Raw genomic sequence first — 13520 nt, forward strand, 5'->3', positions numbered from 1 at the left:
GCTTCTCTCAAGTGACAACTATATTAGTATATCACAGTCGCTTTCGCTTGTCAACACTTTTTTGAAACTTTTTTAAACTTTTTTTCATCAAGTGTCTCAACCGCAACATACCATAGTCCGTACGGGATTCGAACCCGTGTTACCGCCGTGAAAAGGCGGTGTCTTAACCCCTTGACCAACGGACCTGAGTTGTTATTTTCAACTCTTACTATTATACAGACTTTTTCTGACTTGTCAACACCTTTTTTAAACTTTTTTATTTTTTGCATGGCTTCCTAGTGTGTACGGATATCAAACTCCTTAAACACAATACGTAAGTCTCTTAATACTCTTTGACGCCCTCGGAAGCGTTCATGTCTTAAGACGCGTTCTAACTCTTCTTGTTTGTCTTTACTTTGTTTGTTTCTATAATCTCTTAGTGTCTCATGAAAGAGATAATACTCATCTAGCCAGAGTCCTCCCTCACTTATACGATGACTAATCTCACCTACTTCTTCATAAGGTTCTTTATCATATCTCCGTTTTTGACTTTCTTGTTTACGGAGATAATCTAGAATCCGATTCCGGAACTTAGTTTTGAAATATTTCCTTAAACGAGGGATATCTTCTACTAATCCCTCTTCTTTACTAATCAATTCATGTAAGCAGATCATTCCCTCTTGATCCCAGTCCGATAACTCCCATAAATGAAGGTGATATTCCTTTCTACACTTGTATACAATTCCTTGGACTTCTTCATACAATTCTTTAAACATAATGTTCCCCTTTCTAGATACAGTCTAACAGATTCAAAAACACTTTTGGCACATTTCATCCATTCTGCACCCTTTAGCTCCTCAACTGAACAAAAAAGAGAGGACATGCCTCTCTCAGGGTTATTTTTCGTCATTCATTTTTGACTTCACTTCATCATAGGATAGTGCATGAGATTCCTCTTCTACTGCTTCAGGCATCTTTCCTGTTTCGTAAAGAGCTTTAATTTGTGTACTATCCAATGTTTCGTATTTCAATAATGCTTCTGCAATCAACTTGTGAGTTTCACGATTTGACTGAATAATTTCAGCAGCTTTATTTCGTGCTTCATTCAATAATGAACGAACCTCTTCGTCAATTTCATAAGCTGTTTGTTCTGAGATTGATTTTTGAGGGCTCTGTGCACCAAACATAGCATGATTGCCCTCATATTGAACTGGACCTAGTTTTTCACTCATACCGTACTCTGTAACCATTGCACGCGCCATTTGTGTCGCCTGTTCAAAGTCATTTGAAGCTCCTGTAGTTTGGACATTAAAGATAATTTCTTCGGCTACACGTCCACCCATTAAACCAGCCAATTGCTCTTTCATATCTTCTTTAGATAGAAGCATTTGATCCTCTTTAGGAAGTGCAATCATATAACCACCTGCACGGCCGCGTGGTACGATAGTAACTTTATGAACAACACGAGCATTCGACAAGACTAGACCAACAATGGTATGTCCTGCCTCATGATAGGCAACCAATTCACGTTCTTTTTGTGAAACTGTCTTATCTTTCTTAGAAGGACCAGCAATCACTCTATCTTCTGCTTCATCAATATCTGAGGCATCAATTATCGATTTATTGCGACGAGCAGCGACTAAAGCAGCTTCATTCAATACATTCTCTAAATCAGCACCAACAAAACCTGGAGTTTGTTGAGCAACTAATTTCAAATCTACATCTTCTGCTAAAGGCTTGTTCTTAGCATGAACTTTCAAGATTGCTTCACGACCTTTAACATCAGGACGACCAACCAATACTTTTCTATCAAAACGTCCTGGACGCAAAAGGGCAGGATCAAGTACATCTGAACGGTTTGTCGCAGCGATAACGATAATCCCTTCATTTCCCTCAAAACCGTCCATCTCAATCAAGAGTTGGTTCAAGGTTTGTTCACGTTCGTCATTACCTCCGCCAAGACCGACTCCACGTTGACGTCCAACAGCATCAATTTCATCGATAAAGATAATAGCTGGTGCTGCTTTTTTGGCATCTTCAAAAAGAGAACGAACACGACTAGCTCCAACTCCGACAAACATTTCTACAAAGTCAGAACCTGAGATACTAAAGAATGGAACACCTGCTTCTCCGGCGACTGCCTTAGCAAGTAACGTCTTACCTGTTCCCGGAGGTCCCTCCAAAAGAACACCTGCTGGAATACGAGCTCCAAGTTTTGTAAATCGTTTTGGATCTTTTAAAAATTCAACAACTTCAACTAGTTCTTGTTTTTCTTCCTCAGCTCCAGCCACATCTGAAAATCTTACTTTAATATCTTCTTTATTTGCAGCTTTAGCCTTACTACGTCCAAAACTCATCGGGTTACGGCTATTATTTCCTCCCATATTTCCCATCATAGAGAATAGGAAGAAGAATAGAATACCGAATGGTACAATGGATACAAGAATATTAATCCACATACCACTCGAACTTTCATGCTTAATAGTTACTTCCGCTTTATGGTCAGAAGCAAGCTTTTGCAATTCTGATACTGTAGTATCTGAAGGAAGAATAATACTTGAAAATTTCTCTACTGTTGTAGCAGAAGGAGAAAAGAACTGAATGCCTGTTTCTTCTTTACTTGTTTTAGGATTTTTATAAACACCTGAAACCTCGATAACACTGCCATTTGGTTGGTAAGTCAATTCTTTTACATTGTCATCGGTAATTTCTTTTACCAATTCTGTATAATTAATTTGCTCACTTTTCCCTGCAACACTACCTGTACTAAAATACTGGTAAGCTGTAACTAGGAAAAAAATAAGTAATAACCATAGAAAAGGATTTTTAATTAAACCATTATTTTGTTTTTTCATTAAAAATTGTTCTTTCTAATTTGAATACACTTCTTCTTTCAATACTCCAACATAAGGAAGGTTACGATAGTTTTCTTTGTAGTCTAAACCATAACCTACTACAAACTCATTTGGGATAGTAAAGCAAGTATAGTCTGCCTCAATTTCTACAACACGTCCCTCTGGTTTATCCAATAAGGTTGCAATCTTAACAGAAGCTGCTTCCCTTGCAATAAACATATCTCGCAAATTCTTCAAAGTTTGACCTGTATCAATGATATCTTCTACAAATAGAACATGTCTTCCTTTAATATCTTGAGTTACATCTTGCTTGATATTGATGACACCACTACTTGCTGTTCCACCATGGTAGCTAGAAACCATCATGAAGTCCATTTCAATATGTGTATCAATATGTTTAACCAATTCAGCCATAAAAGGAATAGATCCTTTTAAAATCCCAACTAAAATTGGATTTTTTCCTGCATAGTCCTTGGTTAATTGAGCACCTAATTTTTTAGCCGCTTCTGTAATTTCATCGTGTGAAACGAGGATTTTTTTAATATCGTTTTCTAACATTTTTTTACCTATCTATTTTTTCTATATAAAGTACAGTGTTCATTATATCATTTTTCGTGTTTTTACTCAAATTACTGGTCGCAATTCCCAAAATTGAGACAATTTCACCAAATTGCTCAATAATCAGAGCTGATTTTCGCTTTTCCATAGGGATTTTCAAATCAATAAAGAGACGTCTGAGTTTTTTTCTATGCCCATTTTGAATCAAAAAATCTCCTGTTTTTCGATGACGAATGTGTATAGATGTTTCCCGTGAAACAGGTACCTGCTGAATTAATTCACCTTCTAAAGGAAGTCCAAAGGAAAATAAATGACCTTGGTAAGATACCTGATTTTGATAGTGTAACACAAGTTCATCTTCCTTTTCATCAGCCTGCGGACTGATTTTACAAATCCGAAACTGTTGATACTCTTTTACTAATTCATAACCATTTTTAAGAGGATGACGATACTGGCTTTTAGTTTTTAAAATTTGTCTAACTTCTTCAAACTGAGCTTTTGTAAGATTCAAATCTGGAAAACGATTCAGATAAGTTTGAAGTAAAACTCTTTGTGTCGACTCAGAGTAAGACAATAGCTGATCTAAATTTTCTACATCAATATTCTTTGATAATTCAGCTATAGCTAAGTCATAATCTAAAATTTCATTACCGATACTTAAGATTGCATCTCTAAATCTAGGATTTTCTTTTTCTAAATCTGGTAAATAAGAATTTCGAATACGATTGCGAAAATAATGATTTTCCTGATTTGATGTATCTTCAAAGTGAAAAATTGGTGGAAAGTCTTTTTTCTGAAAATGCAAGAAGGGACGAATGATTTCTATCTCTCCGACTACTTGCTTCTCCTTAATTCCTGATAGATAGCGCAAACGAGTTCCTCGAATCAAGCGCATTAAAATCGTTTCCACCTGATCATCAGCATGGTGGGCAGTGGCTAAAGCTGTCGCACCTGTCTTTTTCATGACCTCTTGAAAAAAATCATAACGAAAATGTCGAGCACGCGCTTCTGAAAATTCACCTAAAAAATTACTGATATAAATAGGAAGCTCTGCTTCAGCAGCTAACTTCCTTAATTCCTGTTCTTCCCAATCTGATTCTACTCTCTGATTATGATTCACATGAGCTAGAATCAATTCAATTTCTAACTCTTTTTGATAAGTAGATAATACCTTAAATAGAAACATAGAATCTAACCCACCAGAAAGAGCTAGCACCACCTTAGTATGCTTTTTGAAATATCCCTTCTTGAGAAAATGATTTAAAAAATCTTGTTCCCTCATTTTAGAACCTCATAAACATCCTTGGCTATCTGAGAAATTGTATCATAATCAGAATTCTTAGTGAAAATAGAAAGAATAAATGGAGAATCTGCATAGACAACACCTGTATCATGCTTAAATTCATCCGCATCTCCAATTTTATGAGCTACTTTAACAGAAACACCTTTGGCAATTCTCTCATTATCAAAATCTGTTTTAGTCAAAGACTCCAATACAAATCCATTTTGATTATAAATGGCTTCCATAACCTTCCCAGCCATTTTAGAAGAAATCAATTTTTCATTTAAATCCCAATCATCTCCCATAATAGCAGACATCTTGGATTTGAATGTGGCATCAGATTGGTTTGAAATGTAATATCCCAATAGATTATGAGCTACATTATCAGATTCTTTTGATACTTTCGTAATTAAATCCTTTAGAGAGTATTCTTTATTATCCTCTTTTTTAGGAAGACTACCACTTCCCTCTGGTTTATAAGAACCTGGAAAATCATTGACTACAGATACATATTTTACAGTCGTGTCTAACTGATAAAGACCCTCATTTATTTTTTCTTGCGTATAATAAAGATAAGGTAGTTTTAAAACACTAGCTGCATACATCTTTTCATCTTGATTGATACCAGCTTCTTTTCCAGTAGTCAGTTGCTTAACATAAATAGAGAATGATTCCTTCTGATATTTTTCAGATAACATTTCTTGGACTTTACTTATCCGATTATCTTCTTCAGAAGTTGATTCTTTAGCTACCCATCCAGCCTGATCAATATGTAGAAATTCTCTTCCTTCTACAAACATGGTCTTATCGATTGATACCTGAGAATAAGCTGATAAGGATGATTTCACTTCTTTTAAGTCATAAGGACTATTGTACAGTTTAAAATCAGATTCTAACCATACTTTTTTTATTGTAGGAGTTACCTCTGATTGATCATATAAAAATCGTTTGTCCGCAGCTATAAATTGGTGGTTGGATAACTTAAATACTGGAATTCCCTGTTTATTTAAGCGCCACTCGGTTATTTGGAAACTTGTTTTTGGAGTTAATTTTCCAGATTCCACTACTAAATCTTCATTCGCATAGATAGGAACTTCTCCATAAACCATAGGAGAACTTAATTTTTCTCTAAAATAAATACCAAAGTCAGATTGTGAAAGGTAATAAATTTCTTTCGAAGTATAGACGACTTCTTTTTCTGTGCTAACGACTTTTGAGATGGTCAAAAAACTCGGTAGCAACAAAATAATTAAGAATTTACGCATTCTTCCTTTCCTTTTCTTCTTGTAAACGCAATAATTGATTTTTTTCAGCCAACTCTTCCAGCTTTTCATCCGATAGACTCAAAAATTGCTCTATTACATCTAATAAATTTTCCATTTCATCACCTTGGAAGCAAGTCAGGAATCGTATAAACGGCTTCCCGATTCTTAGAATAATAATATTTTGCACGCATGTATTTAGCAGCGTAATCTTCATCTTTCAACTTTGTGGCAAAAGCTGTTTCCTTCTCCTTTTCCTCACTCAAGGTTTGATACTGAGTTTGCAAGTCTGATAACTGTTGACGTCTTTGGAGTAATTGATAATAGCTTTGAGCAAGATTATAAGTTGGTAAAATGAACAATAAAATCATCAAAATAAGAATCCAACCCATGAAACGATTCCGTTTTTGTCGTTCCTTCATCAGATAACGACGACGTTGGTGTTCATTTTGAATAAAAGAATTATTCAATTGTACGATATTTTTAGACATTTTCTTCTACCCGTGTTTCACTGATAATTTCATACATGCCTGCTGCATCTTCTTTTTTTGTACTATCTTTCATCTCTAGTACTTTTACAAGTAGCAACTTATTCCCAAAGCGAATTTCAACTTGGTCATTAACTTTCAAATCCGTTGAACTTTTTGCCAAGATTCCATTTACCTTGATTCTACCTTTATCAGCTACTTCCTTTGCGACTGTACGACGCTTGATAATTCTTGATACTTTTAAATATTTGTCTAATCTCATTTTTATTACCTCAAATTATTATTGTACCATTTTTATCCATTTTATAGAAGAAAAATGTTAAAGGGAATTGCCTTCTTTTGACTCTTTTATCTCTAATAAACTTTCTCCAAAAATGAGCAGACCTTCTAAAATTTCATAGTCCTTCTTGTTTCGGACATCAAATACAACTTCCATTAATCCCTTATTCTCAGCTATGGCTGCTTTTAGGTTTGTTGCAGATAAAGCTTTAAAATAATCTTGAGCTAAAAACAGTCGTTTAGTGACTTTTTCAAATTGAACTGTAATCTTATTATCTTTTCTTTCCACACGTTGAACAAAGACCTTGTCAAGATAAGACTTAACCAAACCAATCTCTAAAAGATAGGCTACCACGTCTGGGTACTCTCCAAAGCGGTCCATCAACTCTTCTTGTAACTCTTCATAGTTGGCACGGTTGTCAATTTGACGAATTTTCTTGTAAATTTCAATCTTATGTCGTTGATCAGAAATATAGGTATCAGGAAGATAGGCATCAATTTGTAAAATCAACTCAGCATTCCCTTTGGTTCTTGTGTTCCCATTACCATGTCGTTTAGCAATAGCTTCCTCCAATAATTGCGAATACAATTCAAAACCAACAGAATCAATGAAACCAGACTGGGATTTTCCTAAAAGATTTCCTGCTCCACGAATCGAAAGATCTCGCATTGCAATCTTAAATCCAGAGCCCAATTCTGTAAATCCTTTAATCGCTTCTAATCTCTTCTCGGAGACTTCACTGATTGATTTTTCTGGACGATACATGAGATAGGCATAAGCAATACGATTACTACGACCGACTCTTCCTCTTAACTGATACAAGGTTGACAAGCCCATATGATCCGCATTTTCAATAAATAAAGTATTGGCATTTGGAATGTCCACTCCTGTCTCAATAATGGTAGTTGTCACCAAAATATCATACTGACCTTCAATGAAATCCAGTAGAGTATTTTCTAACTGAATCTCACTCATTTGCCCATGAACATACCCAATCGAAGCCTCTGGAATCAACTCCTGTAATTCTGAAACCTTCTGGTCAATTGTGTCAACTTTATTGTAAAGATAGTAAATTTGACCTCCACGTTCCATTTCACGCAATACAGCATCACGAATCACACTATCATTCTTTTCTAAAACATAGGTTTGCACTGGATAACGATTAGTCGGCGGAGTTTCAATAACAGACAAATCTCTGATTCCCAACATAGACATGTGAAGGGTACGAGGAATTGGCGTTGCTGTCAAGGTCAGGACATCTACTTGTTTTTTCAGTTCTTTCAAGGTTTCCTTATGCTTGACACCAAATCGCTGTTCCTCATCAATAATCATCAAGCCCAAATCAGCAAACACAACATCTTTTGACAAAACACGATGGGTTCCAATCAAAATATCAACTTGACCGTTTTTCAATTTTTCAAGTGTTTCAATCTGCTCTTTTTTACTTCTAAAGCGACTCAATACATCAATATTAACTGCAAAATTTTGGAATCGTTCCTTAAAATTCGTATAGTGCTGTTGCGCTAAAACCGTCGTCGGAACTAAGACGACAACCTGTTTGTGATCATTGACTGCCTTAAAGGCTGCACGCATAGCAACTTCAGTCTTTCCAAAACCAACATCCCCAACTAAAAGTCGATCCATTGGCTGAGAAGCCTGCATATCTCTCTTGATTTCCTCAACACTACGAAGTTGATCATCCGTTTCAACATAAGGGAAGGCATCATCAAAAGCATGTTGATCCTCATCATCAGCTGAGAAAGCAAAACCCTTCAACTGGCTGCGCTCAGAATAAAGTTTGATTAAATCGTCAGCTATATCCTCTACCTGGTTCTTAACTTTTTGCTTGGCTTTTTTGAAATGACCGTCATTTAATTTATTGAGTTTAGGAGCTTTACCGTCACTTGAAACGTATTTGGAAAGTAGATGAATCTGTTCCACTGGGATAGAGATTTGATCCCCGTTTTGGTATTGAACACTGACATAATCACGGTGAATCCCTTTGATTTCAATTGTTTCAATCCCTAGATATTGACCAATTCCATGGATATGGTGAACAACGTAATCTCCTTTTTCAAGTTCATTATAATCTTTTAAGCGCTCTGCATTTGAAACATGTTGTCTTCTAAAACGACGTTTCAATTTCTTTTGAAAAATCTCATGTTCAGTAATCAATAAAATCTTTTCATCTACAAAATGAAAACCATGTCTGAGATTTCCCTCAATTAAGTTTACAGATTCTTTACAAATACTTGACTTATCTCTGGAATCCAATTTAATCTGGTATTCCTCTAAAACATCCTCCAATGTTTTACTTCCCATTGAATTGCTAGACTGCAGGATAATAGTATAATTCATTTTTTTGTATCGCTCAATTTCTTCTTTTAGAAAAGAAAATTGATTGAAAAACTCTTGCATGGGATATTGATTAAATTGATAAATTTGATCAAACTTGAGATTTCCTAAACCCTTTTGCAGATTAGAGAAAAAGGTAACCGGACTCTGTTTTTTATAGATTTGCTCTGTATCAGCAAAATACTGCATCTCAGAAAATGCTTTACTGTTCTGTAACTCTTCTGTAAAGTATTGTGCTAACTCCCTTTCAAAGACTTCATACTGATTCATCAATTTCTGATAATCATCAAAGAATACTGGGGTATCTTTTTCAATATAGTCAAAAACAGTCCATGTCTTGTCATAACACAAAGATAAAAATTTCCTTGAATCAGAATGAATTTGTTTTTGGTAAAAACTTGAAAAAAATTCTTCTAAGTATGACTTTAAAATTGGTGATAAGGTCTTTGAAATTTGCTTTTCTAAAGCTGACTGACCTCGTTGATAATCCTTTTCTCTCAAAAGCATATCACTAGCTGGAAAGATAGTGAGTTCTGTCTGATTTTCTTTCGATAATTGTGTTTCTACTTCAAATGACCTGATACCATCAATTTCATCACCAAAAAACTCAATTCGGCAAGGTTCTAACTGGGATATTTCAAAAATATCTAAAATATCTCCTCGTATACTAAACTCTCCCTGAGTTTGTACTTGCGTAACTTTTCGATAGCCAATTTCCTTTAACTGATGCATAAGCGCGTGTTGGTCATATTCTTCACCGACTGTTATTTTTACAATACTATCTTTGAATACATTTGGAGACGGTAAAATCAATCGACTTGCTGCAATATTACAAACTAAAATCCCTTTCTTAGATGAATCAGTCAAAAAACGCAAGGCTTCAACCCGTGAAATGATTTTTTCTTGTGAAGACATCAAAAACTCGACCATAGGGGAGTCATCTACCAAAAATGGATAGACAAGTTTCTCACCCAAGATAGAGATAAGATCACTAACAAGTCCTTCTGCTTCTCCATAAGTTGACGTCAACAACACAATCTTATCTTCTTTTTCTATACTACTTGCAATTGCAAGAGCCTTAGTAGACGTTGATAAACCTAGTATTAGTTGTCTTTTCTTATCTGTCAGATTTTGATGCCATTTTTTTATCTGATCATTTTCTGAGAATAAATCTAATAAGGTTACCATTTATCCGTTATACCTCTGCATCGTTTTTTCAAAGTTTTTCTCTTGTAAATAGTAGTTTACAGAATCGTCAACTTTGTCAATAGACTGTAAAATACCAATATAATCATCCTTGTCAAACTTACTCAAAACATGGTTAACAACTGACATTCCATTTTTAGGTCTTCCGATTCCAATCTTAACACGATTAAAGTTTTGGGTTCCAATATGTTGAATAATAGACTTGATACCATTATGACCACCTGCTGAACCCTTTGCTCTTAAACGAATTTTCCCAACTTCCATGTCAAGGTCATCGTAAATAACGAGTAAATCTTCAATATCCAAACCATAGTAAGTCAATAAAGCATGAACTGCTTTTCCACTTTCATTCATAAATGTCGTTGGTTTGACAAGATAAATTTTTTCTCCATTTAGGAAAAAGGATGCTAGATCAGCTTGAAATATCTTATCATGTGTAAAAGTGACATTCTGTTTCTTCACTAGTTGGTCAATCAACATAAAGCCAACATTGTGTTTTGTTTCAAAATATTTATCCCCTGGATTTCCTAATCCTACAAGTAATTTGGTCATTTGTTTTTCCTTTCAAAAGCCAAAAGGGTTGGAATTTTTTTTCCAACCTAAGTGACACTATTCATTAATTTTTTTAGACATTAAAGCGGAATTCCATAATATCGCCATCTTGAACGATATATTCTTTACCTTCTTCACGCAAGCGCCCAGCTTCTTTTACGGCCTTTTCAGATCCATATTTCACTAGATCCTCATATGACATGGTTACTGCACGAATAAATCCTTTTTCAAAGTCTGAGTGGATAATACCAGCTGCTTGAGGAGCCTTCATACCACGTTTGAAGGTCCAAGCGCGAACTTCTTTTTCACCAGCTGTGAAGTAAGTTCCCAGTCCAAGCAAGTGGTAAGCTGCACGAGTCAACTTGTCAACTCCTGATTCTGTCAACCCAAGTGCTTCAAGAAACTCTTGCTTGTCCTCTTCGTCTAACTCAGAAATTTCTTCCTCAGCACGCGCAGAAATAACGACTACTTCAGCATTTTCTGTCGCTGCAAATTCACGAATTTGTTTAACATAGTCGATAGATTCAGGATCTGAAACAACATCCTCGTCCACATTAGCAACATAGAGCACTGGTTTAGTCGTCAACAAGAAGAGACCTTTGACAACCTTTTGTTCCTCATCTGTAAATTCAATAGTTCGAGCTGATTTCCCATCTTCAAGGACTGGTTTAATCTTTTGAAGAACATTGAATTCTTCCACAGATTCTTTATCTTTTTGCGTACGTGCCATCTTTTCTACACGCGCATAGCGTTTATTGACTGATTCTAAGTCAGCAAGAATCAATTCTAGGTTAATAGTATCAATATCCGCAAGTGGATCCACAAAGGCATCTTCACGCCCTTGCTCACGCATGACATTTTCATCATCAAAAGCACGAACTACATGAACAATCGCATCTACTTCACGGATATTGGCCAAGAATTTATTCCCTAGCCCTTCTCCTTTTGAAGCTCCTTTTACAATCCCTGCGATATCTGTAAATTCAAATGTTGTTGGAACTGTCTTTTTAGGAGTAATCATTTCAGTTAGTTTTTGTAGACGTTCATCTGGAACTTCTACCATTCCAACGTTTGGATCAATCGTCGCAAATGGGTAATTTGCTGCCTCTGCTCCTGCTTTTGTAATTGCATTAAATAGTGTTGATTTACCAACGTTTGGCAAACCAACGATACCTGCTGTTAAAGCCATATTTTCTCATTCTCCGTTTTCATTTCAATCCCTAATATTATAACATAAAAAGGGAAAACTTGCTAACCCTCTAACTAAGGGCTATCAGTCAATAATTTTATTCATTTTTCGATCAAAATCATAGCGTCCCATCATAACAATATGGTCACAATTACTGCATTTGATTTTGATATCTGCCCCAACACGTGTAATTTCCCAACGATTGGCTTTTTTACCAGTTGACTTGATGGTACAAGCATGTGGCTTTTTCATTTCAACAAAATTTCCAACTTGATACATACTACTCTCCTTTTCTTTTTTGATTATATCATAAAAGAGGCGAGCTAGGCTCAACCTCTTTCACTTAATTTGTACGAACTGGGGTGATAAGTTGCATGAAGTCCTCTTCAGTATCAGCTGGCACAAGAGTAAATGGACGAACAGCTGAGATAAAGCTAATGGTCACCTTTTCGCTATTTAAAGCCTTGAGGGAATCAATCAAGTAAGTTGGGTTGAAACTAATGGTCAAATCTTCACCAGTAACTTGATCAGTATCGATTTCTTCGTTTACTTTACCAACTTCTGGGGAGTGAACATGGGCGCTAACAACCCCCTCCTTAATTTCAAGTTTCACAGTACCATTTTGAGTAGCACTTGATAAAAGACGAGCACGTTCCATTGACTGGCGTAAGTTTACAACATCAAAAGTAATAGTAGTATTAAAGTCTGTCGGAATCAAGCGATCTGTATCAGGATAGTTTCCTTCTAACAAACGTGTATAGAAGCTTATATTTTCGCTTCTAAAGAGGATTTGATTGTTGGCAAAGAAAATCTCTACAGTTTCAATATCATCTGTAAATACAGCTGAAAATTCGCGTAGAGAACGGCTAGGAATGACAACATCAAAATCATCACTATTTTTCTCAAGCGTTAATTTTTTCTGGCTTAGACGATGAGAGTCTGTTGCCACTGTTTTTAACTCTTTGTGTTGGCTCAATACAAAATGAACACCTGTTAAAATTGGACGACTTTCTTGTGTACTTGCAGCAAAAGCTGTTTCATTGATAATTTTCTTAAGTAATTTTGTTTCAAGAACCAAAGGAGTGCTTGCTGAAATTTCTTGGATTCGTGGATATTGCTCGCTATCTTTTCCTTTTAGGGTAATTTCTGATTTGCCACTAGTTAAAACAATTTGGTTTTGTTCAATTTCTTTAAAATCAAGAGTCACATCAGGTAGACTAGATACCACATTGATGAAGAAAGAAGCTTCAAGAAGGATCGAACCTAAAGAAGTAATTAACAAACCAGCATCTTCATTTTTTTGAGAAATAAAATTTTCAATTGAAATTTGACCATTTGAACCAATTAAAGTAACACCTTCATTGGTTACGTCAATTTTTACGGTTGATAAAATAGGAATGGCATTTTTAGAGCTAATAGCTCTCTTAGTAGTATTTAAGGCTTGTAGAAATAAATTTTTATTAATTGAAAAATGAATCATGGATTCTCCTTTATTTATTTTTAGTATTAGAAGG

Annotated in this window: 13 protein-coding genes and 1 tRNA gene; all 14 read right to left on the reverse strand. The window is 35.4% G+C overall.

Annotation, left to right across the window (positions count from 1 at the left end; all coding sequences use genetic code 11):
* Positions 1–113: 113 nt before the first annotated feature.
* Positions 114–185 (reverse strand) — tRNA-Glu (locus B7699_RS01390).
* Positions 186–275: 90 nt separating this feature from the next.
* Positions 276–755 (reverse strand): sigma-70 RNA polymerase sigma factor region 4 domain-containing protein, encoded by a 480-nt coding sequence (locus B7699_RS01395; RefSeq protein ID WP_084926918.1) that lies wholly within the window; start codon positions 753–755, stop codon positions 276–278.
* A 120-nt stretch (positions 756–875) separates the two neighbouring features.
* Positions 876–2834 (reverse strand): ATP-dependent zinc metalloprotease FtsH, encoded by a 1959-nt coding sequence (ftsH, locus tag B7699_RS01400; RefSeq protein WP_084926919.1) that lies wholly within the window; start codon positions 2832–2834, stop codon positions 876–878.
* 15 nt (positions 2835–2849) lie between these two features.
* Positions 2850–3392: a hypoxanthine phosphoribosyltransferase gene (gene hpt, locus B7699_RS01405; RefSeq protein WP_000892175.1), complete on the reverse strand. Its 543-nt coding sequence runs from the start codon at positions 3390–3392 to the stop codon at positions 2850–2852.
* A 4-nt stretch (positions 3393–3396) separates the two neighbouring features.
* Positions 3397–4674, reverse strand: a complete 1278-nt coding sequence (gene tilS, locus B7699_RS01410; RefSeq protein WP_084926920.1) for a tRNA lysidine(34) synthetase TilS — start codon at positions 4672–4674, stop codon at positions 3397–3399.
* Positions 4671–5939, reverse strand: a complete 1269-nt coding sequence (locus tag B7699_RS01415) for a serine hydrolase (RefSeq protein WP_084926921.1) — start codon at positions 5937–5939, stop codon at positions 4671–4673. Before B7699_RS01415 ends, tilS begins: the two co-directional genes overlap by 4 nt.
* Entirely contained in the window at positions 5932–6054 is a 123-nt protein-coding gene (locus B7699_RS09795; RefSeq protein ID WP_000429336.1) for an SP_0009 family protein, read from the reverse strand. Before B7699_RS09795 ends, B7699_RS01415 begins: the two co-directional genes overlap by 8 nt.
* 4 nt (positions 6055–6058) lie before the next feature.
* Positions 6059–6427 (reverse strand): septum formation initiator family protein, encoded by a 369-nt coding sequence (locus tag B7699_RS01420; RefSeq protein ID WP_084926922.1) that lies wholly within the window; start codon positions 6425–6427, stop codon positions 6059–6061.
* A complete protein-coding gene (locus B7699_RS01425) occupies positions 6420–6686 on the reverse strand; it encodes an RNA-binding S4 domain-containing protein (protein WP_001234978.1) in 267 nt (88 codons plus the stop codon). The genes B7699_RS01420 and B7699_RS01425 overlap by 8 nt, the downstream gene beginning before the upstream one ends.
* A 57-nt stretch (positions 6687–6743) precedes the next feature.
* Complete coding sequence (mfd, locus tag B7699_RS01430) at positions 6744–10247, reverse strand: transcription-repair coupling factor (RefSeq protein WP_084926923.1); 3504 nt, start codon at positions 10245–10247, stop codon at positions 6744–6746.
* A complete protein-coding gene (pth, locus tag B7699_RS01435; RefSeq protein ID WP_084926924.1) occupies positions 10248–10817 on the reverse strand; it encodes an aminoacyl-tRNA hydrolase in 570 nt (189 codons plus the stop codon).
* Between the two features lie 73 nt (positions 10818–10890).
* The gene (gene ychF, locus B7699_RS01440; protein ID WP_084926925.1) at positions 10891–12006 is read right to left on the reverse strand and encodes a redox-regulated ATPase YchF; all 1116 of its coding nucleotides are present in this window, start codon (positions 12004–12006) and stop codon (positions 10891–10893) included.
* Between the two features lie 84 nt (positions 12007–12090).
* The gene (locus tag B7699_RS01445) at positions 12091–12285 is read right to left on the reverse strand and encodes a DUF951 domain-containing protein (protein ID WP_042751911.1); all 195 of its coding nucleotides are present in this window, start codon (positions 12283–12285) and stop codon (positions 12091–12093) included.
* 64 nt (positions 12286–12349) lie between these two features.
* Complete coding sequence (gene dnaN, locus B7699_RS01450; RefSeq protein ID WP_084926926.1) at positions 12350–13486, reverse strand: DNA polymerase III subunit beta; 1137 nt, start codon at positions 13484–13486, stop codon at positions 12350–12352.
* Between the last annotated feature and the right edge of the window lie 34 nt (positions 13487–13520).

Source organism: Streptococcus mitis (assembly GCF_002096835.1).
Lineage (GTDB): Bacteria > Bacillota > Bacilli > Lactobacillales > Streptococcaceae > Streptococcus > Streptococcus mitis_W.